Genomic DNA, 25,329 nt, shown 5'->3' on the forward strand with positions numbered 1-25,329 from the left:
CGTAAGGGTATCTGGCCATGGCCGACATTGCCTCCGACAGACAAAAGCAGCGCAGCGCTGCTTGGCTCGCGACATTCTGCACCCTGATGGTGCTGCTGATTGCTGCCCTGGTTTTCCTTGGTATCTGGCAGATCCAACGCCTGTCATGGAAAGAAGACCTGATTGCCCGTATCGATCAGCGCATCCATGCGCAGCCAGTTCCCGCTCCGCCGCGTGCCGCATGGGGTCAGGTCAGCCGCGCTGGCGACGAATATCGTCAGGTGACGGCCGAGGGCACGCTTCGAAACGACAAGGAAACGCTGATCTACGCGTCGACCGCCCTTGGCCCTGGTTACTGGGTGATCACCCCGCTCACGCTGCCCGACGGGACATCGATCCTGATCAATCGCGGCTTCGTGCCGACGGACAAGCGTGATCAAACGACACGCAGCGAAGGACAGCTTGCTACCCCGGTGACGATTACGGGGCTCCTGCGGATCACCGAGCCGAGGGGCACGCTGATCAAGTCCAACGATCCGGCCAATGATCGCTGGTATTCGCGCGATGTGAGCGCGATCGCCGAACGTCGCGATGTCACGGATGCCGCTCCCTACTTTATCGATGCTGATGCGACGCCCAATCCGGGCGGCCTGCCTGTTGGCGGGCTGACGCAGATCGCCTTTCCCAACAACCACCTGGTTTACGCCATTACCTGGTTCGCATTGGCGATCATGGTTGCCGGACTGCTCGGCTTCATCATCCGCAGCGAGTTCCGCGCTCGCCGGGCCTGATCAAACAGCCTTGCTCTGCGGATAGAATTGCATCGCGATACGCTCGCCGACTGCATAAGCCTGGTTAACGATCTCGGGCACGAGATCGATGTCAGGCAGACTGCCGAGGCCAAGCGGCCCGACGGCAAACAGGCCCTCGACCACCGATCCATCATCGAGGCAAGGCTGACCGCACTGATTGACCGCCAAACCAAGCGACAATTCGTCTGGCAGGGCCAGTCCCTCGTTGAGCAAGCTGGCAAGCAGTGGTGATGTCAATTGCGGTCCGCGGCAACGGCAATCCAAGATTCGCTCGGCATGCACGATTTCGTCCGACTGCGAGCCGGCGGGCCGGAAAAAGAGACCGCCCAAGCCCTGTCGGCCGCTGGTGCCACGGCGAAGGATCGTATTGCCACTGGCGAGTTCTGTCTGAAGGCGCGCATAGATAGCCTCCGGCAGGCGGTTGCGATGGCTGTCGTAGATGGCCCGCAAATGCCGATTGAACTGGCGCTTCTGATGGGCCGGCAGCCCACGCCATAAAGAGCGGGCATGCCTGCGCAATCCATTCATGACCGATTGCCAACTTCTGCCCTCCCTCTCTGCCTCGTGGCAGGCCGTGCGGATGAAACGCAGGATCTCGGGAAGGTTCGAAGGCAGAGCCTCCGCCGGGAAAACCGGATCGGCCGAGTTCGGCGTGTGGCTCTGCGGCAGAAAACCGTGCCGGGAAAGGATGGTGATCTGTCCCGCGTAGCCGGCATCGCGAAGCTGCAGGAGTTGATCAACCACCCTGATGCCGCTGCCAAGGAGAACCGTGTGGGGGCGCGCAATCAGGCGCTGGGCCCTGACTGGAGACAGATCCTGTCCGGGCTCTTCAGTCCCTGGCAGACCGTAGCCAGTCGCAAGTACGACCATGTCGAACAGCGGATTGGCGCAACTGCCACTCTCGAGAAGGAAGCGGCTGCCGTGGCTCCTTCGGATCGCCACAACCGGTTCGGGACAGACCTGGACGGTGATATCCTTGCGGGCAGACAGGGCTTCGGAAAACCGTTTGTAGACGTAGTCGCTGAAGATCTCTTTCGGCACGAAAATTTGGCGGAAGCCCGGGATAGCCGCAGGTACGGCAGCGCGGAATTCCGCGTTGCTACAGAGCCAGTCGTTGAAATCGTCGGCATCGCCAGCGGAAACGGAAAGGTCGCGAACGCGCGTGTTCAGGATCGTCGAGGCCGGCGCCGAAGAGAGCGCCTGCCCACCGCTCACCGAAGAGTTGGGATCGAAGAGCTGCAGATGAAAAGGCGTGCGCACGGTCTTCATTAGCGCGATCGCCGTCATCATTCCGGAGAAGCCACGGCCGACTATGGCAAAACGCGGCTTGGCGGAGATCTGTGCCGCCGCCGCCGACTTGGAAGAAAACAGGCCTTGAACCGTCATCTCAACTCCCCTGCGACTCCTGCGCATCGTGTCTCGATTGATTTCAACGCGGCAAAACTCGCTGGCGCGTTGGGTTGGTTCACATGGTTTTGAACCGCCTATAGTCTATAAAACTGGTCGTGTATGAAAGCCCGAAAAGACGATTTAGGCAAGCCCTTTGTCCCACCCCCACCAGCTCCAGGAGATAAGTGTAGGAAACCGCGTCGATATTTTGAGCGTGGACCGCGCCGTTTTTGGGGCCATTCTTGTCGTTTTCCAGCTCACGATAAAATAACCAGTTGGTGAATTCTTGACTTGAAGGGCCGAAGGGAATCGGCAAAAGTAAGGGCGCTAATCAATCCTTTCACGGATTCGCCGTCTGCGGACCAGCGTCCGACCACACTTCTGTTTTGGGAACATGACCGTGAGCAGCGATGCTTTAACACGCGCGACGTCGCCATCGGCTTCGATGGCGAAAGTGACTGCGGCAGGCTGGGGCAAAGGCCTCTTCACGCTCGTCCGAATTACCGTCATGGCGTTTCGCCATCCCTGGCAGTCCGGTTTCGCAATTGGCGCAACCCTGGTGGCCTCGACCTTTCAGCTGATGATCCCTCGCCTGCTCGGCCGCGCAGTCGACCACACGCAGGTGGCGATGGAAGGCGGCCAGGCGGGACAGATCGCGCAGGATGCCCTTTTGACCACGGCGCTGATGCTGCTTGGCGCCAGCGTCTTGCGAGGCATCTTTACGATGGTCCAGAACTACTACAGCGAGAGCGTCGGCCACCATATCGGCTATGAGCTGCGCCTTGCCTGTTACGAGAAGATCCAGCGCCTGTCCTTCAGCTTTCATGACAGCGTCCACTCCGGCGACCTGATCACCGTCGGTCTGCTCGACCTTGAAGGCGTGCGCATGTATTTCTCGACGGCGCTGGTGCGCATGGTGCTGTTGACCATGCTGATCGGGATCGGCGCCTACATGCTGCTTTCGACCGATCTCGTCCTCGGCCTGCTTGCCTTAAGCTTCGTGCCTTTCGTCGCCTGGCGTTCATCGGCCACACAGCTAAGGTTGCGCGCGACCTGGCTCGACCTGCAGGAGCGGCTGTCGGTGCTGACACGCATCATGGAAGAGAATTTAGGCGGCATCCGCGTGGTGCGTGCCTTTGCCGCGCAGGCCCATGAGATGATGAAGTTCGAGGACGCTTCCAAGAACGCCCTTTCGCTCGCTCACCAGCGCGTCGGCATCCGCGTCGTCAATACCAGCGCGATGACTTTCTCCTTCTTCGCAGCCATGGGCCTCGTGCTCTGGATTGGCGGCGGCAAGGTGATGTCCGGCGAGATCACTGTCGGCACGCTGGCATCGTTCCTGACCTTCATGACGATCCTGCAGATGCCGGTCCGCCAGCTTGGTCTGATGGTCAACGCTTTTGCGCGTGCGTCGACCTGCGGCACCCGGCTCTTCAACCTGCTCGATCTCGAAATAGCCGTGCGCGATGCGCCTGACGCTACGGATCTGGCGCTCACCGAAGGCACGCTTCGCTTCGAGAACGTAAGCTTTGCCTATCCGAGCACGCCCATGCACGAGGTTCTCTCCAATGTCTCCTTCGAAGCAAAACGCGGTGAGACAATTGGCATTGTCGGACCACCCGGTAGCGGCAAGTCGACGCTTGCCCACTTGATCCCGCGCTTCTACGACGTCACGAAGGGCAAGATCACGATTGACGGGCAGGATGTGCGCAGCGCAACGCTGCAGTCGCTTCGTCGGGCGGTCGCGGTTGTCCAGCAGGATGCCTTCCTGTTCACCACCTCGATCGAAAACAACATTGCCTATGGCGATCCTTGGGCAAAGGAGAGCCGCATCGAGCGGGCGAGCGAAAGTGCCCAATTGCATAACTACGTGCTTGGCCTGCCGACCGGCTACGGGACGGTGGTCGGCGAACGCGGCGTATCGCTATCGGGTGGGCAACGCCAGCGCCTGTCGATCGCCCGTGCACTGATGCTGAAACCCGCGGTGATGGTCTTTGACGATTCAACGGCGGCGATCGATGCGGCAACAGAACAGCGCATCCGCGCGGCAATGCGCAAATACGCCGCCGATCGCGTGACGATCATTGTCGCACACCGCTTGAGCTCGCTGATGCATGCCGACCAGATCCTGTTCGTCGAGAACGGGCAAATCGTCGAACGTGGCACGCACGACGAATTGCTGGCTTACGGCAGACGCTACAAGGCGCTCTACGATCTGCAGGTGCGGCCAGGCGACGATGCGCTCAGCGCCTAAGGAGGTGGCATGAAAGAGGCCGCGCCCAGCATTGAGAGAACGGATTTCTGAGATGCAGATGATCTTGGGGCAGTCACGCCTTGCGCCGATTGGCTTACCTTTTGTGGGTTTCCGCAAACTCATCAAAGGAGAGCAAAGCGTGACTGCACCTTATGATTATCACATCGGCGTGGATTACCACAAAAGCTACAGCCACCTGGTCGTGCAGGATTCTGCCGGGAAGACACTGCGATCCGGGCGTGTGAAGAACGATCGTCAATCGCTCGGCTCGTTTCTGGAGCGGTATCGGGAGAACAGCCACGCTGTTGTCGAAGCGACGCGCAACTGGATGGTGATGTACGACTGGCTCGACGACATTTGTGATGATGTCGTTCTCGCCCATCCCTTGAAAGTGAAAGCGATCGCCGACGCCAAGATCAAGACGGACAAGATCGACGCGACGGTGCTGGCACATCTTCTTCGGGCCGACCTGGTGCCGGAGGCGTGGGCTCCCGGAGAGAAGGCGCGAGAGCTTCGCATCGCCCTTCGCGAACGGATGTTCTACGTGCGGCTGCGCACGATGACGAAGAACCGGATCGTAACGGTATTCGACCGCTATCCGGAACAGACGGCGCAGTTGAAGAAGCTGGGCGATCTGTTCGGCAAGACCGGCCGCCAGCAACTCGCCACGATCAAGGTGTCGGATATCGACCGCATCCAGATCGACCGAGGGCTCGACTTCATCGGTGACATTGACGGGCGGATCAAGCAGTCGGAAGTGACGATCCGGGCGATGACGAAGACCAACCGCAATGTGAAGCTGCTGAAGACCATCCCCGGCATCGGAGAGTTCTTCGCTCGGCTGATCGACGCGGAGGTCGACGACATCTCTCGCTTCCGCAATCCGAAGAAGCTGGCCGCTTATGCCGGACTTGTTCCCTCGACCTATTCGAGCGGCGGCAAGACCTACCATGGCAAGATCATCAAGCAGGGCAACAAGTGGCTGCGCTGGGCTTTTGTGGAGGCTGTCGCACCGGCTATCGTCACCGACCCGCAGCTCCGTTCTCAGTATGAGCATCTCAAGTTCAGAGGAACAAACAAGGCGCGTGTTGCGATCGCGCGCAAACTTTTGACGATCGCCTTCCAGATCCTGAGTGAACAGCGCGCTTACGAGCGGCGCGGCTCAATTGGAGAGGAAAGCGTCTCGTCTACGATATCCCGGCCGTCCTGATAGCATTCTAGCGAGCCCGGCAGGACTGGGCTGCGCTCTTTAAGGAGAATGGGAAGCCGGGAGCCGAACGCCACTCTGTGACCGAAGCCGAAAGCAGATCGGCGTTAGGGTCACGAATTGGAGAATGGTTCAGCGCCGCAGGACGGAAAAGCTTCGTCCTGCGAACAAAGAGGATTTAGTCGATCGGCTGAAGGGCCGGTCAAAACATAACCGAACCCAGGGAAAGCCACGCAAAACAAGCGTTTTTGCCCTTGAGTTCTTTCATTGGAGGAATGATATGGCCGAGGAACTGGAAACCGAGCGCTCCGACGTTCGCGACGATGGACGTCGGCCGCCGCGCGCAGTCGTCGGCTCCCACCGCGTCGAGGAAGAGATGTTCGGGAAGGCCTTCGACGGCAACATCATCAAGCGCATATGGACGTTCGTGCATCCGTATCGCCGCCAGGTTCTATTGTCGGTGGCCGCGGTTTTGACGTTCACGGCCATGCAACTGCTGATCCCGCTGATCATCCGCTACGCGATCGATCACGGCATGCAGCCGGGAGGAAGCCGTTCAGCGCTGACATGGGCGATGATCGCCTTTCTCGCTGCGATCCTGATCAACTACATCGCGAGCTACTGGCAGGAGACACTGGTCGGAAACGTCGCGGAGGAGGTGCTCTTCGACATCCGTAAGGCGATGTTTTCGCATCTGCAGCGGGTCTCGCTATCCTTCATGGACAAGACCGAGGTCGGACGCCTCATGTCGCGCCTGCAGGGCGACGTGAATTCGATGCAGGAGTTTCTGGAAACCTCAGTCCTGTCGGTTGGCGATATTGCGCTGTTGTTCGGCATCGTCTTCGTGATGCTTTATCTCGACTTCAAGCTCGGTCTTCTGACGCTCTCGGTCCTGCCGATCCTGTTTGTCGTCCGTCTCTTCTGGCTGCCCTTGGCACGCAAGTCGTTCATGGCGGCGCATGAGACCAATTCCGTGGCCAACGGCGCATTGGCGGAAGCGATCCATGGGGTGCGCGCAGTCCAGAGCATGGACCGCCAGGGCGTCAACTTCATGCTCTACGACGACAAGGCAAAGGCGAACCTGAAGACGCACCTGAGCGCAGCACGCTATGCGCAGGTCATGGTGCCGATCGTGGATTCGTTGACCGGTGTTGCCATGGCGCTCGTCATCGTCGTCGGCGGTGCGCGTGTTCTCAACCAGGCGCTCGATGTCGGCGTGCTCGTCGCCTTCCTGTTCTACATCCAACGCTTCTTCGACCCGATCCGCTCGCTGACGCTGCAATATTCAGTGATGCAGCGCGCCATGGCCTCTGGTCAGCGGCTGACCGAAGTTCTGGATGTTCCCGTCGAGATCAAGGACGCGCCAAATGCCAGGGAACTGACCGCCGACATGGACGGATCCGTGGAGTTTCGCGACGTCGTCTTCGGCTACCATCCGAAGCATCCGGTTTTGAAGCACGTCAGCTTCAAGGTGAACCCCGGCGAAACGGTTGCCCTTGTCGGGCCAACAGGTTCCGGCAAGTCGAGCTGTATGTCGCTAATCCATCGCTTCTACGATGCCCAGCAGGGGCAGGTTCTGGTCGGCGGGCATGATGTGCGTGATCTGACCCAGGATTCGCTCGGCAACCAGATCGCCATGGTTCTGCAGGAGCCGTTCCTGTTTACCGGCACGGTGTTCGAGAATATCAGGTATCATAAGGCGCAAGCGACCCGCGAGCAGGTCATCGAGGCGGCCAGGGCGGTTGGTGCTCACGACTTCATCATCCGTTTGCCGCATGGCTACGACAGCATGCTCGGTGAGCGCGGCGGCAATCTCTCGCTCGGCCAGCGCCAGCTTCTAAGCTTTGCCCGTGCGCTGGTTGCCGACGCGAAAATCCTGGTGCTCGACGAGGCGACGGCCAATATCGACAGCTATACGGAGATGCTGATCCAGAAAGCGCTCGTCAAACTGCTCGAAAACCGCACGGGCCTGGTCATCGCTCACCGCCTTGCCACCATCAGGGAAGCGGATCGTATTATCGTCCTGCAGAACGGCGAGCTTATCGAGAGCGGCAACCATCAGGAGCTGATGAACAACCGCAAGCTCTATTCGCGCCTCTATAATCTGAACTACGCGTCCTTCGACGACATTCCAGACGCGATGCTCTCCAGGGAGCCACCGATAACGTCCTAAAGTCAAAAACATGCCAAATATTAAACAGGTGGCCTCCACCTCTAGCTGCAAAGGAACACTGGGGACGCAGGATCAACGGCCGCTCGCTTGGCGGGAGCCCTCCAGCTAGGCGAAGTCGAGGTCCCCATGATGACGAGATTCCGCACCGTATTACTGAGTACCGCTGGCCTGGCTGGTTTCAAAATAACCTGTCAGCTCACAGGTGCCGACGCCTGGTGGCGAGGCGTGAGCACCTATTTGCCTTCCATCGCATCCCAACGCCGCTGCTTCCCCGTCTTCGGCTTTAGTTTCTTGTAGGTTCTGTCGATGAAACGCAGAAACCTCGTGACATGCATCAGCCGGTCAACGATCGAGCTCAGATTGACGAGGCGCTCCGACAGCACCTCGTTCGCTGTCAGGGCTATTTCGCCTGGAGAATATTCCGGAAAGTGTTTTGCCAGATCGGCATAAGGATTGGTTCGTTCGCGGCCGATGATGTCAATCTTCCCGCGCCGATACATCAGCCGCAACACCACCTGCTCAAACGTCCAGTCGTGAACGTCGAGAACCTGGTAGCGTTCACTTCGCTTGGAGGAGAAGCCAGCCAGGGTGATCGTCGCTGGCAGTTGAAGGTTGGCGAGCCAGAAGGCCAGCGCAAATCCGCTCGTAGGAAGACTGGTCTTCGGATAAAAAGGAGCAAACAGGGCCGTCAAATCGAGATGCCTGACCGCCACACCTCCAAATTCAGATTCTGCGCTAAACTTTTCGCGATCACCGATTGCCAAATTGATGATGCCGAGGAAGCTTTTTGTGTCGAAGTACTGGAGGACTCTCGACACTTTGTCGCTCTTGACGAGGTTTGCTCCCAACGTGCCGCTTCGCGACACCAGTACGGCATTGCGCGTAAACGGTTCGCTCAGGACCTTGTACACCTTGTTGAAGAAGATAAAGAGCGTCGTCTCGGGAAACCGCGTGACAAGTTCGTTGATATCGACCTCATCGCTGTTTGCAACCAAGACGATGTGACTATAGCCGAGAAAAAACGAGTTCCATTCCTCCGAGTTGATTTCCCTCGGAGGAACTGCCTTCGCCGCTTGTAAATCGTTGGAGTTAGGTCCTGTCATCGTTCAACCGTATGTCTTGCCTTCCTAGCCAAACGCTTGCGCCGGAACGGGACGATCGACGGTCACTGATCTCGCATGTTTGCCCGCCCTTGTTTTTACAAGACGCGCAGGCGCTCCCACATACACACCATAAGGAACCGTTCTCCCCTTTACCACACTGTTTGCCCCAATGACGGTGCCACGAGCGATCTCGGAGCCTGCAAGTACCTTCGCACCCGCTCCGATCCATACATCGTCGCCGATCACAACAGCCCCTTTTCTGATGGATTGCTGGCGTATCGGGATCACCGGATCCTCGTAGTTGTGCTCGAATGCAGCTACGACGACGTGCCCGGCAATGCGCACGTTGTCGCCGATGCTAATGCCGCCATGTCCGAGTAGGATGGAATAGTCATTTAAGGAGACGTCATTGCCTATTTTGATGTGCCCGCTTTGTGAATCGATAATCGCACCGCAACGCGTAGTAAACCTGTCGCCGATTTCAATCCGACCTCTGCCTCGGAAGCGAGGCCAATAACGCATGTTCGGCGCCTTTCCGATCTTTACGAATCGGCGCGAGAGCATCCAGCGGAGCTTGACCAGATAGCCGAGATTCAAGCGTCACACCGGAGCGAACCGAGGATCGATGGAGAGCGCCTTGTCGAGCCACTTCTCAGCGTATTCAACCTCCTGCCAGTTCTTGAACCACGGGCCTCCATTGGTGTAGTGGACCCCCTTGGGATAGCCGGCGGATGGCTTTGAACTCCAGCCTTCCAGCCAGTTCCACTCTTCCGGAATTTCTCCGATCTCGCGGTCATCTGCCCATTGAAGGCGGTGCAGAAACGCTCCCGTCTCAGCATTGATGAGTGCCGGCGTCAGCTTGCGAGTTGATGGATGGTCACAATTGAAGAGCATGAACGACGACCAGTTCTTACGCGGATATGTCGTCTGGATCTTGCCATCCATCTTTACGCCTTCCTTTGGCGTGTAGTCATGATGTACGCATGCAACGGCCTGATCCTCATTCCGATACTGCAGCAGGTCAGCGACGTCTCCAAAGAACAGGAAATCGCAATCGCAGAAAAGCGCCCAGCCCTTGTAACCGGCAAGCCACGGTGTGAAAAAGCGCGAATAGGTGAACTCGGTCGAGGCCAGGGGATCAACCGGTCGCGTATAAACACCGCGATCAACGAGCTCCTGCAACTTGATCGGGTGTACATCTACGTCGATCGACGCATGCTCCAGCAGTGATTCCTTCGCGACCTGGTAGGCAATATCTTCTCGCGAATCCCAACCAATATAGACCGACAGTTCCGCCACACGAGTTCTCCTTGGATTAGGTTCTGTGAAGATAGACGATGAGGGGTTGCGAAAGTCATAGACGAGTACATGGGCGCCGTGAAGGCTTGTTTGGGAGTAAGTCACCGAAATAGTCCGTGCGGTGACGTTCGAGTCCCGTGGCGCAGGGGGGCGGATCCTCCTTGTTCCAGGCAATGCTAAGCCCGATCCTGAAGCGATCCCGCTTACCTGCTTCAGTTCAAAGGAACGATTGGCAGCGACGCCCTCTAACCGCCACCCCTACCCCAAGGTCGTCTTCATTGTGTCGCGCCTCGACCTGATGGCTTCTGCGGCGAAAGACTGGCATGCGAAGCTAAATCACCTTAAATCGGGGCAAGTCAGCTTGTCTTTGCACCCGGTTTGTTCAACGATCGCACCATTCGCGGAATCAGGATGTTTCGAATTGAAGGAATTCTGAGCATGTTGGACGTTGATGGACTGACGCGAACCAGGCGCTATTTTACGCGCTGGGTGCGGTATCGGCTGGCGGCACCACGAGTTCCTAACCTGGAGCGCCTCCTTCTTGGAAAGAACGTTGTCGTTGTCGGCTCTGCGCCTTTCTCTACCAAGCCTCTGGGCTGGGACGATTCGTTTCGCGTATTGACCATCAACGCCTCCCAGATTGCAGCTCAGGGCTGGCTGCCTCACCCGCCGGATGTGACATTGATGCAGTTCAATCAGATTGAAGGGCTCAATCCCGCTGCCGTCGAGGTTCGCCGGGTGCTACAGCATCAGAAAACCGGACTTCTTTGCCTTCTCAATTGGCGACATGAGCGGGAGCGACTCGTTAGAGGACTTGAGGCGTTCGACTACCGTTACAACGAACTGACACTGATCAGCCGCCATGAACGCATTGCCCTGATGCATCGGGTGACAGGAAGATTGAATCTGGAACTCGAAGGCGAAGCCAAGTGGTCAAACGGCATTGTCGGAGCGGCTCTTGCGCTGGCGAGCGGGGCAGCAAACGTGGTTCTCACCGGTATCGACCCTCTCTCCAAGGGACACAAATACAACTCATTAGATCTCTCTCGCATGCATCAAGAAACGGATTTACAGGCTCTGCAGATATTTCGGGACCAGAGATTACCCGTCTTCACGGCTGATCCGAACGTTGCCCAGACGGTCGGGTTACCCCTATGGGATCCGCGAGCGACCTAAGCTTCTTCGATGGAACGCATCCTGCCCGGTCGCGCCGGTGCGCCAATTTCGTTGTCATCTCGGGTAGTTCAACCCAATCCCGCAGCCACGACAGATAGTCTTCCGCCAGGGCTTCAGCCAGCTTCAACGCGCCTCGCCAATCACGACTGGAGCGTTCCCGCCTATCCCCGGGCGACGGCCACCGCAGGAACTCCAATGAGATGAATCGATAGCGCAGCGGCCGCCTTGGGCGTGACCACTTCCTGTTCGTTGTGCTCCAACAACGAAGCATTGCACCAGCAGCGGACAATTTTGCAGCTCATCTATTTAGAAAGCAGAGTGCGTCGCTCGCGAAATAGACTTGGCGGATGAAAACCGCTAACACCGCACCATGAACAAGACAGCAATAAATGTCATCGAGGATAGTGTTCTGGGGTCTGCGAAGCGGACGGTTAGGACCGAGAGACAGGCTCTTGAGGCCCTGGAGCGTGCTTTTGAAGATGGTCTCGCTGCTCCGTTTACGCGTGCCGTCGAAACCATCAACGGGATTGCCGGTCGTGTAATCGTCACCGGTGTCGGCAAGAGCGGACATATCGGGGTGAAGATCGCGGCCACTCTGGCTTCGACCGGCACGCAAGCGTTCTTTGTCCACGCTGCGGAAGCAAACCATGGCGATCTCGGGATGATCAGCACCACCGACGTGGTTCTTGCATTTTCGAAGGGCGGGGAAAGTGCCGAAATTCGCAGCATCGTTGCCTATACGCGCCGCTTCTCGATTCCTCTGATCGCCGTCACCTGCTCGGAAAAGTCGTCGCTTGCAACAGCGGCCGACATCATTCTCCTGATGCCGAACGAGGCGGAAGCTTGCCCGCACGGACTTGCTCCGACGACGTCAACATTGATGCAGCTCGCTTTGGGCGACGCGCTGGCAATTGCGCTTTTGGAAGCGCGAGGTTTCTCCGCACGCGATTTTCATGTTTTCCACCCGGGGGGCAAACTCGGTGCAAGCCTCAGCCATGTCGCTGATATCATGCATACGGGCGATCGCGTGCCGTTGGTGCGCAGGGGGACGTCAGTCCCGGAAGCCATTTCGACGCTCTCACGCAAGCACTTCGGTTGCGTCGGGATCATGGAGGATGACGGTCGTCTCTGCGGTATTGTCACGGAAGGCGACCTGGCTCGAAATCTGACGCGCAATCTCTCCGAATTGCTGGTTGACGATATCATGACCCGAACGCCGAAGACTGTGAAGCCGACCGTGCTGGCAACCGCGGCGCTGGCGAAGCTCAATCAGCACAGCATCGGGGCACTGATTGTCATCGACGACGAGAACCGACCGATCGGCCTCGTGCATTTCCACGACCTCCTGCGGATTGGCGTAGCCTGATCAATTCGAGGGAAACGCGGCTCGTTTAAATTGGATAAGAGCGTGTCGCACCTATTCGGCCTCAGCGTCTTGACCCCGATCAACGGCGAAAGATCGGATGGAAAAGGCTCCTGATTGCGTGCTCCGGTGCGACCCGCGTGAAGTGCCGGTGTGGCGGCTACTAACTTGGCAGCGCGAACATCGCGCGTGCGCGATCGACTAGCTTGCGCCCGACGGAGCGTCTTGAGGTTTCAAAAATGATGTTGAAGAGGCGGCGGTAGCTGCCGTCGGGAGAGGTAAGGGCTGTAGCGCCGTGCCAGGCCGACGACGTGTTCTTGAAGAGAAAACTGTGGTTGTCGGTGATGCGAGCCGCAGCGCTCGTCTCGAAATCCGCAAAATCCGGATTCATAGCTTCGATCTTCTTGCCGCCGAGTACCAGAGTGGAACCACCCCACTCGGGGTTCCAATCAACGCTCGTATTAAAATAGAGAATGTGCGTCCCGATCTTTGAAGGGCTGTCGAGATGTGGCGAAACCTCGGATCCCTTCGAGCCAACGTGCCAGGCATAGCGCGGGATGAAATCGGAAATTCCGAGCGCACGGCGAATGAAACGACGGTATTCGTCGCTCGTCTCAAGTTCGTCCATGAAACCCTGCCAAGCCGTTGGTAGTTGCTCGCGACGGACGAGGCCGCCGGCGTCCATGGGCGGCCCATCCTTGTGATAGATCGAGTTCTCGTAGGCCAAGTAGTGTCGGTTGTGCGGGCGCTGATCGTGGGTCCGTCGCCTATTGCTGTGGTATTCGAAAAGATCAAGCGATGGGAAATTTGTATAAAGGGAATGAAATCCCTCTTGGGTTAAAAAGCCTCCAATGTCCTCCCAAGGAAAGGGTGACCTTTTCTTAAACGCATCAATGTCGAACCGCCGCAGCAGTTCGTAGTCAATAAAAGTCCCCTTCATAGAACACCTCGCGTTGTTTCGTCCCCAAACTTGTACTCAAAAATTGCGTAAATTGCTGACCCGAACCTGAAGGCGGCAGGGGGTTGACGTAATTACCGGATGTCCTTTCGCCTTCGCTGAGTTATCGCGACAAATGCCTCACCATTGAGCGGGCGCCCTTGTGCCCACACTTGCACCGCATGATGCTGGCGAGCTGGCCGAGCGTCAATCCTTCACAACCTTCTTCCCCCAGCGATCGATCCGCTTCCCGACAATACGCCAGGAGCATGCGGCCGGCGACAGGCCCTGCCGTCACAACGGCTTAATAATGCAAACTTGGCACATGAAAATTCATCAATGTTTTCAGTATCATGGTTGATTTGGACTGTTGCTATTGCTATTTGGGTCGTCAGCACATGGTTTGAAATACCGATTCCAAGGGTTAATTGGGTCATAATTGTTGGCTCCGTCTATGCTCGAAGCGACCACGACGCACAGTTCATCGACATAAGATCAAGCTTTCCAAAGAACGCCACTATTCGACGAGGAGGATCTTCCATGGATTACCGCAAGCTTGGCCATAGCGGAGCAGTCGTGACCGCCTACTGCCTCGGCACGATGACGTTCGGCGCGGAGGCCGACGAAGCTGCATCGCACAAGCTGCTCGATGATTACTTCGCCTGGGGTGGAAACTTCATCGACACAGCCGACGTCTATAGTGCCGGCACGTCAGAAGAGATCATCGGGCGATGGCTGAAGTCGCGACCGACCGAGGCAAAGCAAGCCGTAATCGCGACCAAGGGGCGGTTTCCGATGGGACCTGGTCCGAACGACGTCGGCCTTTCGCGCCGGCACCTGAATCAAGCGCTTGATGCCTCCCTTGCTCGGCTCGGCATCGAACATATCGATCTCTATCAGATGCATGCCTGGGACGCACTGACCCCGATCGAGGAGACGCTGCGCTTCCTTGATGATGCCGTTTGCGCCGGCAAGATCGGCTACTACGGCTTTTCCAACTATGTCGGATGGCAGATCGCCAAGGCAGCCGAGATCGCCAAGGCACGCGGCTACACTCGTCCGGTGACGCTACAACCGCAGTATAACCTGCTGGTGCGCGACATTGAACTCGAGATCGTCGCTGCATGCCAGGATGCCGGCATGGGTCTCCTGCCATGGTCGCCGCTTGGCGGCGGCTGGCTGACGGGCAAGTATCGGCGCGACCACATGCCGACGGGTGCCACCCGTCTCGGGGAGAATCCGAACCGCGGCATGGAATCTTATGCTCAACGGAATGCGCAGGAGCGGACATGGTCGATCATCGAGACGGTGGAGGCCATCGCAAGCGCCCGCGGCGTCAGCATGGCGCAGGTGGCGCTTGCCTGGACGGCAGCGCGGCCGGCTGTGACTTCGGTCATTCTCGGAGCGAGAACGAGTGAACAGCTCGCCGACAACCTTGCCGCGGCAAGTCTTATCCTTTCAGAAGAAGAGATAACGAAGCTTAGCGATGTCAGTCAGCCTCATCTGTCCGACTATCCGTATGGGGCTAGCGGCACAAACCAGCGTCATCGCAAGATCGAAGGCGGACGGTAGCCGGAATTTTTCGGCCGCTTTGTTCTTCAGAGACGCACGCCTCTGTTTCGTCGAAGAGCTGGAGTTGCGACGGATCGACGGTTACGCAGACCGTCTCGCCCGCCCTCGCGGTGCCGCGACCCAATCTCGACGATCGAGGTTGGAGAGGGGCTCGTCGAACACTAATGCTTTCGGATGGCGGATGATGGCACGGCTCATTGCGACGCGCTGGCGCTGGCCGCCAGGAAGCTCGCGCGGGTAACGCTTCTCCGCCCTTGCTTCGATTAGGGGTGGTAGTTGCCGATGTAATCCGAGCCGAAAGAGATCAACGTTCTCCACCATCATCAGAAGCTGCGATGCTGATCGCAGCATGCGCTCATAATACCGGCCGGAATGTTTCAAATCCGCATTCTGGCATCCAGTTCGTCTACCTCACGCTCGCTCGATAGTTCTTCCTGTGAATGCCACGTTCGATGCGAAGAGCTTCGTTGAACAGGCGCGACGGAAACGGGGCAGGATTGACGGCCGGCCCCATGGGTTCGAGCCAGGTGCAAAGTTGCGGGTGCGCCTCACGAAGGTCAGAGATGAAGGACGGCCAATATGTCGGGCTCATGGAATTATGCAGATGAATGACCTTGGCCGATCGCAATCCTTTGATGTCCATCTTGATCGATTCGATCACTGGATAATTATAACTCAGAGGAAGATCTCTGTAGGTAAGGCCGCGTTTGATCACCATGATACCCAACAAGACCTGGTCGATAAAATGCTCTCCGCCGCCGCAAGTGGAGCCGACATGCTCGCCGAGGACGCTCTCCGCAAGCTCCAAAAACGTTCTTCCAAGTTTTGTTTCGCGCCGATAGGAGAAAACACCCGAATTCCAGTACAGTCGAATCCTGGCGCCTTCCATCAAGGTCGTTACCCACGGCAGCTCGTCTAAGTCGAGCCCGACGACATCGCACATCCGCGACCAGAAATGATCATGTTGGCTGTCGCGGCCTGTCGAGCCAACTACGCCGAGGTCAACCGGGCAGGCCACAAAATCGCAATCGTTCAATTCCAGTAACGTCGGTTCCCCCGAGATGAGGATATCGGAGTCTACAAAGGTGATCTGTGCGGTCTGGGCGATGGTTTCGACATAGGTGAGCGCCACCATCTTGTTCATATAATGAAACCATGCGTATTTCGCATGGGATGGCAAGCGAACATAGGTGACGTTGAGAAGATCGAGGGCCTCTCGGGTTTTGGCGGCCAGGGGAGCTCCTCGCCGCGGCGTTACGGCAAATACTGGACAAGAAGCAAAACGGCCTCCATGCGCACGCAAGCTCGTGATCATTCGGACCGCCAGTGGTTCGAGCAATCCAGATTCTATACAACAAACAAAAGATACGGAGGGAGTTTCTGTGCTAATCGTCCTTTGATTCATGTAACATGCCACCAAAAGTTAAGACATATTGGAGATATGCAGAGATAATTCAATGTCTCCGTAAATCTATAATTGGAAAGGCGACGTAAATCCAGAGGGATCGAATATTTCTACTGTGTTTGTTTCCGCTTGCCTGTATACAAGAAAACAATCAGTGACCTATCCCGCGACATTATGCGCTGGCCGATTGAGGCCGCGCGCTAACCAGTTCGGGATCATCGGGCGCCTTTGATTTGCCGCGCACGCGCGGCGCTGATCGAAGCGTCTGTTTTCTTTCACGAGCCGACTGAAAAATGACGAGAGCGGCTACCAACGCTGGTCCAGATAACCCACGGCCATATCGCCGCGGAGATCCTATTCTGATCGTGAACCAGTCATGCTCTTGCGGATGATCTTGGAATGGTTAGCTAACATGTCAAAACAATAAATGCTGAGGTCTACTGAATCCCGTTGGTCGCAATTGGAGCGCCAGCGGCAAGCCGGAAAGGGCTAAGATACGATGGGCGGCGATCACGTAGATCACCGCCTCGTTTTTCTAGATGCGAGCGCCGCTCGTTTCGTCGAAGAGATGCAGCTGCGACGGATCGACGGTCACGCCGATCGTCTCGCGTGCATGTGCGATGCCTCGGCCTGTTTCGACGACCGTCAGTTCGGGTGTGGTCGCCGCCGTGACGAAGGTGGATGAACCGGTCGATTCCACCACGGCTACCGGCACGTCGAACGTGCCCTGCCCTGCTGGCGTGATCCTAATATGCTCCGGACGAAGGCCAACGGTGACCTTGCGGCCAGCCTGGACTTGATGGTCGATCGCGATCGTGTGCTTTACACTGCCGAGGTCGATCGTCAGGCTCTTGCCGTCCTCTGCAACGACGGCCGGGATGAAGTTCATGGCCGGAGAGCCGATGAAACCTGCAACGAACTTGTTGGCGGGCCTGTCGTAGAGGTCGAGCGGCTTTCCCTGCTGCTCGATCACGCCGTCGCGCATGACGACAACATGGTCGGCCATGGTCATTGCCTCGATCTGGTCGTGGGTGACATAGACCGACGTCGCGCCGAGCCGGTCGTGCAGCGCGCGGATTTCCTTGCGCATCGACACGCGCAGTGCCGCATCGAGATTGGACAGCGGCTCGTCAAACAGGAAGGCCTTGGGATGCCGGATGATTGCGCGGCCCATGGCAACGCGCTGGCGCTGACCGCCGGAAAGCTGACGTGGATAGCGGTCAAGAAGTCCGGTAAGACCGGTTATTTGCGCCACCTCGTCTGCCTTTTTTCTCGCTTCATCCTTCGATGCGCCGCGCATTCGCAACGAATAGGTGAGGTTTTCGGCCACCGTCATATGCGGATAAAGCGCATAGGACTGGAACACCATGGCGATGTCACGCTTGCGCGGCGGTACGTCGTTCATGACCTCACCGGCGATCTGCAAGGTGCCTTCGGAAATCTTCTCCAGCCCCGCCAGCGATCGGAGCAAGGTGGATTTGCCGCAGCCCGACGGACCAACTAGTGCCACGAAACTGCCCTTTGGAATCCTGAGATTGATATCCTTCAGCGCATGGTAGGCACCATAATACTTGTTGACGCCGGTCAATTCGATCTGTGTGGTCATTTCAAAGCTCCGGAAGTCAGGCCGGAGACGATCCGGCGCTGTAGAAGAACGAAGACGGCGAGGATCGGCGTCACATACATCGCCGCGAAAGCCATGATCTTGTTCCACTCACTGGTATTTGGGCCGATGAAGGAGTAAAGGCCGACACTCGACGGCTGCAGTTCAATGTTCTGGATCATCGACTTCGAATAGACAAATTCGCCGAAGGCCTGCATGAAGATCAGGATCGCTGCGACCAGGATGCCGTTGCGCGCCAGTGGCAGGACGATGTTGAAGAAAGCGCCGACACGCGAATTTCCGTCGACCAGGGCCGCCTCCTCGAGTTCCTGGGGCACGCTCATGAACGTGGCTCGCACAAGCACCACGAAGAAGGGCATGGTTTTCGCCGCTGTCGCCAAAATCACGGCAAAGCGTGGGAAGCCGAGAACGCCAATTTGCGAAAACCCGACGAAAATCGGCGTAATCATCAGTGAGGCGGGTAACACCTGCAGCATCAGGACGAGGAAAAGACCGATATCGATCCAGATGTTGCGGTAACGCGCCAACACATAGGCAAGCCCAGTGCCCAGTATCGTCACCAGTGCGACGGTGCCGGTGGCGATCACCACCGAATTCCAGATGTAGCGGCCGATGTTCAGGCCCAACCAGACGTCACCATAGACTTGCCATTGCGGATTGCTGGTATGGAAAGTCGGCGGCGTCGCGAACATGTCGGACGTGGTCTTGAGGCTGTTCAGATACATCCAGTAGAGCGGGAAGAGGTAGACAATTGCCAGAACAACGGCAATCACGAAAAGCAGGCGGTATTTCATGGTCTCGCTCATCCGCGCACCTCATGTCGGGTCGAACGTACATAGATGACCGAGGCGATCATCACGACGATGATCATCACTACTGAAATCGTCGCACCCTTGGCGAAATCATATTCCTTGAAGGACCAAAGCCACGCCCAGTATTGCGCCACGTTGGAGGAATTGTTCGGGCCGCCAGATGTGATCACCGCAAAGAGATCGAATTGCTGCAATGTGAAGATCATGCCGAGCGAGATGACGGCACCGATCGTCGAACGCATCATCGGCAGCGTAATGGTCCAGAAGCGCTGCCAGCCATTGGCGCCGTCAAGTTCGGCCGCCTCGTAGAGGTCGCCCGGAATGGAGGAGAGACCAACAGACAGCAGGATCATGTTGAAGGACACGCCGAGCCAGATATTGGCGATAATCACCGCCCAGAGCGAATAGACGGGATCCGAGCGCCAGAAAATATTGGCATTGGTGATCGAAAGGCTCTTGAGCAGGTAGTTCAGGACGCCGAAATCGCCCGACAGGATCAGATTCCAGATCGCGCCGACGACGAGCCCGGGCATTACCCATGAAACAAGAAACAGGCCGCGCAGCCAGGACGATCCGGGAAATCCGGTCCAGAAGAACAGCGCCAGCCCGAAGCCGATCAGGAACTGTCCGGCGATCGATGCGACGACGAAGATCACCGTGTTCTTCATCACCAGCCAGGCTTCCGGCCGCGCGAACACTTCCTGGTAGTTCTTCAAGCCGACAAAGGGGCGAAACACCTGCGCGAGACTGAACATATCGACCTGTTGCAGGCTCATCAGCACATTGTAGACAAGCGGCAAGAAAGACAAAAAAAACAGAAATGCAAAGGGAATTGCTGCAAGTGTGACGTCAAACCCCTTTCCGTCTCTTATTCCGCTGGCAACAGTGCCCATACTCCAAGCCTCCTCACCCATACATTCGACGCGATGGGCTTCGAATGTCCATGTTTACTGAATGCTCCTTCGGGCACCTTCCTCTCAAGGAAGAGAGCAGATGCTTGCCGAACCGCGACGTCAAGATTGGTGCCGCGCAAGCAAGAGCAGAGAGTGCCGGGAGGGAGCGCCACCACAGTCTCCACCCTCTCCCTTGAGAGGAAGATGTCCGAAGAACAATAACACGACAATCCGTGTCCTTGGCGGTGCCGCCAGACTTCCGTCCAGCGGCCCGTCAGGCCGATCTCAGCCCTCGCCGAGAATACCCTTGATGGTCGCGGCTGCCTGGTCGAGCGCAGCCTGCGGCGTGGCCTGTCCCGTCAGCGCGGACTGGATTGCGTCCTGTATCGCCTTGGAGATCTTCGGCCACTGCGGATGCGGACCGCGCGGCTTGGCGTACTTCAACTGCTCGAGGAATACCTTGAGTGCAGCATCCTTCTTCTCATTGCCAGTCGGCGGAATCGTAATGTCCGAACGGGCCGGTAACTGACCAAAGTTCTTGAACATCTTGTCATCCTGGGAAGCGAAATATTCGAGCGCCTTGAAGGCCTCGGCCGGATGCTTGGTGCTGGCGAAGATCGCCCAGTTGAAGTCGCCCATCGCCGAAGACGGCTCGACGCCGTCCTTCGGCACCGGCATCAGTGTCACGCGCCAGTCGAACTTGGCTTCCTGCGACATGCGATCGAGTTCCCAAGGGCCGGAAATCACCATCGCCGCATTGCCGGAATTGAAGGTGCCTGTCGAGTCCCACTGTCCGCGGGTCAGGGTGTCAGGCGAAGCAAGCTTCTCGTCGAGGATCGTCTTCCAGGTTTCCAGCGCCTTGACGGCGCCTGGTGCGTTGATGTGGTCATAGCCACCCCCGCCCATCTGCGCCCAAGGCAGGAACTGGAAGGTGCCCTCCTCGTTTGCCTTGGCGGAGAAGGCAAGACCATAGACGTTCTTTGCCGGATCATTCAGCTTGCGGGCCGCATCCAACAGTTGATCCCAGGTGTGCGGCGGCTTGTCGGGATCGAGGCCCTTGGCCTTGAACATGTCGACATTGTAGTAAAGGGCAATCGTATTGGTTGCTTTCGGTACGCCGAAGAGCTTCTTGTCCCACGTGACCGAGTTCAGCGGACCAGGGAAATAGTTTTCCTTCTTGATCACCGAGGACTTGGCGATCATGTCGGTGAGATCGAGGAACGCCCCATGCGAGGCAAACATCGCATGCTCGGGATTGTCGACGGCAATGATGTCTGGCGCCTGACCCGTGGAATAAGCGCGCATTGCTTCACTGACGACATCATCGAACTGGATCTCGCGATATTCTATCTTGATGCCATTGTTCTGCGCGTTGAATTCCCTGATCAGGCTCGGTGCCGGCTGGTTTACCTTGTCCAGCGACCAGAGGGTCAAGGTGACGTCCTCGGCCTTGGCGGCGAGACCAAAGAGAGAAACGCCTGCCAGCGCCAAGGCGCCGATCACTGCAAATTTGCGGATACTCATAGTTCTCCTCCTTTGTGGTTATCCTGTCGCAAGCCGGCGATTCCTCCTCGCCGGCCCCACGATGTCGTCAAACCGGGTCGACGATGAAATTGCCGCCCCGGGCATGCTTGAGATGGTTCAATGCGTAGACCTGGCCGGTCATTTCCAGTTCGTCGCGATAGACCGGGTCATGCCAGCCTTCGATGTCGATCGAACCGGACCAGCCGGCAAGCCGCAGTTCCGAAATGATGTCTGTCCAGTTGCTGTCGCCAAAGCCCGGAGTGCGCATGAACACGAACTTCTCCTTGCCGAAGATGCCATGCTCCTTGATGACATCCCAGCGGATTGTCGCGTCCTTGCCGTGCACATGGAAGATCTTGCTTGCCCATTTGCGGATCTGCGGCAGCGGCTCGATTAGGTAGACCATCTGGTGGCAGGGTTCCCACTCAAGGCCGATGTGGTCGTCGGGCGTTTCGTTGAAGATCAGTTCCCAGGCGTCCGGGTTGTGCGCAATGTTCCAGTCCCCGGTCGCAAAGTTGCCATCCATGGCGCAGTTTTCGAAGGCAATCTTGACGCCCTTGTCGGCTGCGCGCTTTGAAAGCTCGCTCCAGATCTCCTTGTAGCGCGGCAGGCTGTCGGTCAGAGGCCTGTTGCGGATGCGGCCGGTGAAGCCTGCAACGCAGTTTGCGCCGAAATGATGTGCATTGTCGATGCAGTCCTTCCAGCCTTGCAGCGTCTGCAGATCCATGTCCGTGGTCTCGAGCGGATTGCCGAACATGCCAAGCGTCGAAATGGTGATGTCGCGATCACCGATTGCATCGAGACAGCGCTTGCCGAGTTCGGCGAGATTCTGGCCGTTCGTCGTCTGCCAGAAGAAGGGTTCAAAGCTTTCAAATCCCATCTCGGCGATCTGGCCGATGCGCTTGTCGGCGCCGCCTTTGGAGGCGCTGACCATGGTGCCGATACGAATGGACTTGGCGGGGTTGCTCACGTCATTATTCCTTATGCTGAAATTTCAATGCGCTTGCCGGTCTTGGCGCTTTCGATCGCACCGAAGACCATGGCGAGGCTTCTGATATTGTCGGAACTTGCCGTCTCGGGCCGCTTGCCCGTTTCGATAGCCTCGACGAAGCCCGAAATAACGCTGGCATGACCGTGCGTTTCTTCCTCGTGGGCTGGTTCGGGAACGTTTACGGGCGTAAAGCCATGCAGGAGGCCCGGCTCGTTGCCGGCAACCGCTGCATTGAACGTGTCGCCGCCGTCCCAGGTCAGCATGCCCTTGGAGCCGACGAGACGCCATTCGCTTTCCCAACTCGTGCGCTCCCCTTCTGCGCACCATGAGCCGCGGTAGGTAAAGACGACATCGTCGGAAAACTCGAATGTGGCGTTTGCCGAGGCGCCATGCTTGTACCAGGAGCCTTTCGGATTGCGCTCGATGCAATAGACCGCGAGCGGCTTCTTGTCGGCGACATAGCGCGCTGCGTCGAATGTATGGATTGCCATGTCGAGCAGCAGAACGTTGTCCATTTCCTCACGGAAACCGCCGAAATGCGGGCCGAGGAAGAAGTCGCAATGGATGGCCGTCAGATCGCCGATCACCCCGCTCGCGACGAAGCGGCGCATGCGACGCACGCCAGAAATGAAGCGGCGGTTCTGAATGATGGCGTGGATCTTGCCGGTCTCGGCAGCGAGATCGATCAGCGCTGCCCCTTCTGCAAGCGATGTCGCCATCGGTTTTTCGCTGAGGACGTGGCAGCCAGCCTTCAGTGCCGTGGAGACGACATTGAAACGGGCCGTCGGAATGACGACGTCGAACACGATGTCAGCGCTTGTCTTGGCAATGACGTTGGCAAGATCGCTGCCGATGACGGCGCCCTTAAGGCCGAACTCGGCGGCGAGCGCTTCGGCTGCTGCCGGATTGACATCGACAAGCCCCCTCACCTCGATGGCGGCTGCGAGAGCCGGGGTTTGCTTGATGGCACGCAACCAGCCCTTGGCCATGGCTCCGCACCCGCATAGAACGGCATTCAAGATCACGATTTCCTCCGCTGGACCGTTTCCGGTTTCCCTCCCGAAACGCATCCCGTAAACGTTTACGATACTAAGCGGAAACGTTTCCTGCTGTCAATGCTGTGTGTTTTTTGCAAAAATGCTGCGGAAAACACGTGAAAACGTAGTGGCTTAGGCCCATATATTTCGCACTGCGGCATGAAAATATTCAACGGAATTTCTCTGGCTGCCACTCAACCGACGAGCATCGCGGGACGACGGCAGCCAACGGCGTCGTCCCTTCCCCCAGCAATTGCGCGAGAACGGGTGAAATCAGCGGCTGATGGCGCTGCGGAAACGCTTGGCAACCGCGCCAGCGCCTAGCAACCCCAGCGCAACGCAGCGGTTGCAACGGGCGAATCCCACAGAGAAAGCTCCTCGTCTGTTAGGAAAGCAAGCGTGATCGAAAGGCCCTGCATGTCGAGCGAGGTGGCATAGGTGCCAACAAGCGAGCGCTCAATCCGCACGCCGTGCTCCGAAAGGATGCCAAGGGCGGAGTTGTAGGCAAGATAGAGTTCGGCCGGCGGTGTGCCGCCAAGCCCGTTTACGAGAAGCAGTCCTTTGTCTGCGCTTCGACTGATGTCGCTGAGGATCGTCTCGCTAAGACGTCTCACGATGGTATCAACGTTGCTGAAGGGCTCTCTTGAATGGCCCGGTTCCCCGTGAATGCCCACCCCCATTTCTATCTCGTCCGGTCCAAGCGTGAACGTTGTTCGCTGCGTATGTGGCACTGCGACACCCGTCAGGGCGACACCCATCGATCGAATGCGTGAGGAGAGGCTGTCGCCAATGGCCTTCAGCTCGGCAATGGGTACGCATCGCTCGGCAGCTGCTCCAAGAAGCCTTTCTGTGATCAGCGTGCCGGCTACACCACGCCGACCACGACCATCGCCGGCCCTTGCCGTTTCGATATCATCGCAGGCAAGTACCATTTCAATTCTATGTCGGCCTGACGCCATCTCTGCCGCCATCTCGAAGTTCATGACGTCGCCGTCATAGTTCTTGACGACCAGCAGACATCCAGCGCCGGTATCTGTCTCCTCTATCGCGCTCACGATCTGGTCCGGCGTCGGAGACGTGAAGATATGTCCAACGCAAGCGGCATCGAGCATGCCGTGACCGACGAAGCCGATGTGCATGGGTTCATGACCCGCGCCACCGCCGGAGATGATCGCGACCTTGCCAGGAACCAGGTGGTGGCGGCGAATGAACTTGCGCTCCGCGCCGAACACAACGAATTCCTCATGGGCGCGCACGAAGCCTTCGACGCTTTCGGCGACCATGGTCTGCGCTGTGTTCATGAACTTCTTCATCAAGCCCCTCCCAAGGCGATGATCGTTTCAGTCTGGTCGCGCTTTCGCGCAGCGTCACTCCGGCGGTCCGGAAATTGCGGCAATCTTCTGCACCAGATCGGCGATCGCCTCCTCCAGCAGCCGGTTGCGCCGCTCGTCGCCGAAATCGGGCACCATCAGCGAAAGATGCCGCAGCTTTTCCGTGGCGCCAAGCTCCGGCAGTTTGCCCGGATGTGCGGCCTGGTAGGCATCCACAAAGCGCTCCTGCTCGGCGGCGCTGAAATGGCACACCCGGAAGATCGTCGCGAGATGTCGGGCAGGAAGAGGCGTCGCATAGGTCGGGCTTGTTATCTGGGTGACGAAGCTTCGATGCTTGCCAAGTTCGGTGGCCAGCCGCTGACGCGTTCCGGAAGGTCTGTTGTCGATGATCTGCGCCAAAATGGACTTATAGGCGATAATGGCGTCTTCGGTGTCTTCGCGCGCCATC

The 25,329-nt window shown here is 57.8% G+C and carries 21 protein-coding genes and 1 pseudogene; 7 read left to right on the forward strand and 15 right to left on the reverse strand.

What is annotated here, in order from left to right:
• Positions 1 to 17: 17 nt before the first annotated feature.
• A complete protein-coding gene (locus BN77_RS23150) occupies positions 18 to 770 on the forward strand; it encodes an SURF1 family protein (RefSeq protein ID WP_007536597.1) in 753 nt (250 codons plus the stop codon).
• Here the strand turns inward: BN77_RS23150 and BN77_RS23155 are convergent, their stop codons facing one another.
• Complete coding sequence (locus BN77_RS23155) at positions 771 to 2,177, reverse strand: FAD/NAD(P)-binding protein (RefSeq protein ID WP_007536599.1); 1,407 nt, start codon at positions 2,175 to 2,177, stop codon at positions 771 to 773.
• A 448-nt stretch (positions 2,178 to 2,625) separates the two neighbouring features.
• On the opposite strand from BN77_RS23155, the gene BN77_RS23160 reads away from it, so the two are divergent.
• From BN77_RS23160 to BN77_RS23170, 3 genes are all read left to right on the forward strand, one after another.
• Entirely contained in the window at positions 2,626 to 4,434 is a 1,809-nt protein-coding gene (locus tag BN77_RS23160) for an ABC transporter ATP-binding protein (protein WP_007536602.1), read from the forward strand.
• A gap of 139 nt (positions 4,435 to 4,573) precedes the next feature.
• Positions 4,574 to 5,644: an IS110 family RNA-guided transposase gene (locus tag BN77_RS23165; protein WP_007536604.1), complete on the forward strand. Its 1,071-nt coding sequence runs from the start codon at positions 4,574 to 4,576 to the stop codon at positions 5,642 to 5,644.
• Positions 5,645 to 5,921: 277 nt separating this feature from the next.
• Entirely contained in the window at positions 5,922 to 7,814 is a 1,893-nt protein-coding gene (locus BN77_RS23170; protein WP_007536606.1) for an ABC transporter ATP-binding protein, read from the forward strand.
• Positions 7,815 to 8,047: 233 nt separating this feature from the next.
• Here the strand turns inward: BN77_RS23170 and BN77_RS23175 are convergent, their stop codons facing one another.
• The 3 genes from BN77_RS23175 to BN77_RS23185 are packed head-to-tail and all read right to left on the reverse strand — an operon-like array spanning position 8,048 to position 10,216.
• The gene (locus BN77_RS23175; protein WP_007536608.1) at positions 8,048 to 8,917 is read right to left on the reverse strand and encodes a hypothetical protein; all 870 of its coding nucleotides are present in this window, start codon (positions 8,915 to 8,917) and stop codon (positions 8,048 to 8,050) included.
• Positions 8,918 to 8,941: 24 nt separating this feature from the next.
• The gene (locus tag BN77_RS23180) at positions 8,942 to 9,514 is read right to left on the reverse strand and encodes an acyltransferase (protein ID WP_007536610.1); all 573 of its coding nucleotides are present in this window, start codon (positions 9,512 to 9,514) and stop codon (positions 8,942 to 8,944) included.
• Between the two features lie 3 nt (positions 9,515 to 9,517).
• Positions 9,518 to 10,216, reverse strand: a complete 699-nt coding sequence (locus BN77_RS23185) for a hypothetical protein (protein WP_007536612.1) — start codon at positions 10,214 to 10,216, stop codon at positions 9,518 to 9,520.
• A 438-nt stretch (positions 10,217 to 10,654) separates the two neighbouring features.
• Between BN77_RS23185 and BN77_RS23190 the strand changes: the two genes are divergently transcribed.
• Entirely contained in the window at positions 10,655 to 11,392 is a 738-nt protein-coding gene (locus BN77_RS23190; protein ID WP_007536616.1) for a hypothetical protein, read from the forward strand.
• A gap of 370 nt (positions 11,393 to 11,762) precedes the next feature.
• Positions 11,763 to 12,758, forward strand: a complete 996-nt coding sequence (locus tag BN77_RS23195; protein WP_007536618.1) for a KpsF/GutQ family sugar-phosphate isomerase — start codon at positions 11,763 to 11,765, stop codon at positions 12,756 to 12,758.
• Positions 12,759 to 12,918: 160 nt separating this feature from the next.
• On the opposite strand, the gene BN77_RS34425 is transcribed toward BN77_RS23195, so the two are convergent.
• Positions 12,919 to 13,440, reverse strand: coding sequence for a 2OG-Fe(II) oxygenase (locus BN77_RS34425; RefSeq protein WP_208856472.1), 522 nt, complete (start codon positions 13,438 to 13,440; stop codon positions 12,919 to 12,921).
• Between the two features lie 792 nt (positions 13,441 to 14,232).
• Here BN77_RS34425 and BN77_RS23205 point away from each other — a divergent pair.
• On the forward strand, positions 14,233 to 15,264 hold the full coding sequence (locus BN77_RS23205) for an aldo/keto reductase (protein WP_007536622.1): 1,032 nt from the start codon (positions 14,233 to 14,235) through the stop codon (positions 15,262 to 15,264).
• 132 nt (positions 15,265 to 15,396) lie between these two features.
• Here the strand turns inward: BN77_RS23205 and BN77_RS35700 are convergent.
• The 10 genes and pseudogenes from BN77_RS35700 to BN77_RS23255 all read right to left on the reverse strand — a co-directional run.
• A pseudogene (locus BN77_RS35700) lies at positions 15,397 to 15,540 on the reverse strand (ATP-binding cassette domain-containing protein); the annotation flags it as partial.
• Between the two features lie 130 nt (positions 15,541 to 15,670).
• Positions 15,671 to 16,579 (reverse strand): hypothetical protein, encoded by a 909-nt coding sequence (locus BN77_RS23215; RefSeq protein WP_007536625.1) that lies wholly within the window; start codon positions 16,577 to 16,579, stop codon positions 15,671 to 15,673.
• A gap of 625 nt (positions 16,580 to 17,204) precedes the next feature.
• Positions 17,205 to 18,275, reverse strand: coding sequence for an ABC transporter ATP-binding protein (locus tag BN77_RS23220; RefSeq protein ID WP_007536627.1), 1,071 nt, complete (start codon positions 18,273 to 18,275; stop codon positions 17,205 to 17,207).
• Positions 18,272 to 19,099: a carbohydrate ABC transporter permease gene (locus BN77_RS23225; protein ID WP_007536629.1), complete on the reverse strand. Its 828-nt coding sequence runs from the start codon at positions 19,097 to 19,099 to the stop codon at positions 18,272 to 18,274. The genes BN77_RS23220 and BN77_RS23225 overlap by 4 nt, the downstream gene beginning before the upstream one ends.
• On the reverse strand, positions 19,096 to 19,998 hold the full coding sequence (locus BN77_RS23230; protein WP_007536631.1) for a carbohydrate ABC transporter permease: 903 nt from the start codon (positions 19,996 to 19,998) through the stop codon (positions 19,096 to 19,098). Before BN77_RS23230 ends, BN77_RS23225 begins: the two co-directional genes overlap by 4 nt.
• Before the next feature lie 285 nt (positions 19,999 to 20,283).
• A complete protein-coding gene (locus BN77_RS23235; RefSeq protein ID WP_007536633.1) occupies positions 20,284 to 21,522 on the reverse strand; it encodes an ABC transporter substrate-binding protein in 1,239 nt (412 codons plus the stop codon).
• A gap of 67 nt (positions 21,523 to 21,589) precedes the next feature.
• A complete protein-coding gene (locus BN77_RS23240) occupies positions 21,590 to 22,492 on the reverse strand; it encodes a sugar phosphate isomerase/epimerase family protein (RefSeq protein WP_007536635.1) in 903 nt (300 codons plus the stop codon).
• Positions 22,493 to 22,503: 11 nt separating this feature from the next.
• A complete protein-coding gene (locus BN77_RS23245; RefSeq protein WP_081593594.1) occupies positions 22,504 to 23,583 on the reverse strand; it encodes a Gfo/Idh/MocA family protein in 1,080 nt (359 codons plus the stop codon).
• A gap of 287 nt (positions 23,584 to 23,870) precedes the next feature.
• Positions 23,871 to 24,863, reverse strand: coding sequence for a dihydroxyacetone kinase subunit DhaK (locus tag BN77_RS23250; protein ID WP_007536639.1), 993 nt, complete (start codon positions 24,861 to 24,863; stop codon positions 23,871 to 23,873).
• Between the two features lie 54 nt (positions 24,864 to 24,917).
• The gene (locus BN77_RS23255) at positions 24,918 to 25,328 is read right to left on the reverse strand and encodes a hypothetical protein (RefSeq protein WP_007536641.1); all 411 of its coding nucleotides are present in this window, start codon (positions 25,326 to 25,328) and stop codon (positions 24,918 to 24,920) included.
• Between the last annotated feature and the right edge of the window lies 1 nt (position 25,329).

This window comes from Rhizobium mesoamericanum STM3625 (assembly GCF_000312665.1).
GTDB lineage: Bacteria > Pseudomonadota > Alphaproteobacteria > Rhizobiales > Rhizobiaceae > Rhizobium > Rhizobium mesoamericanum.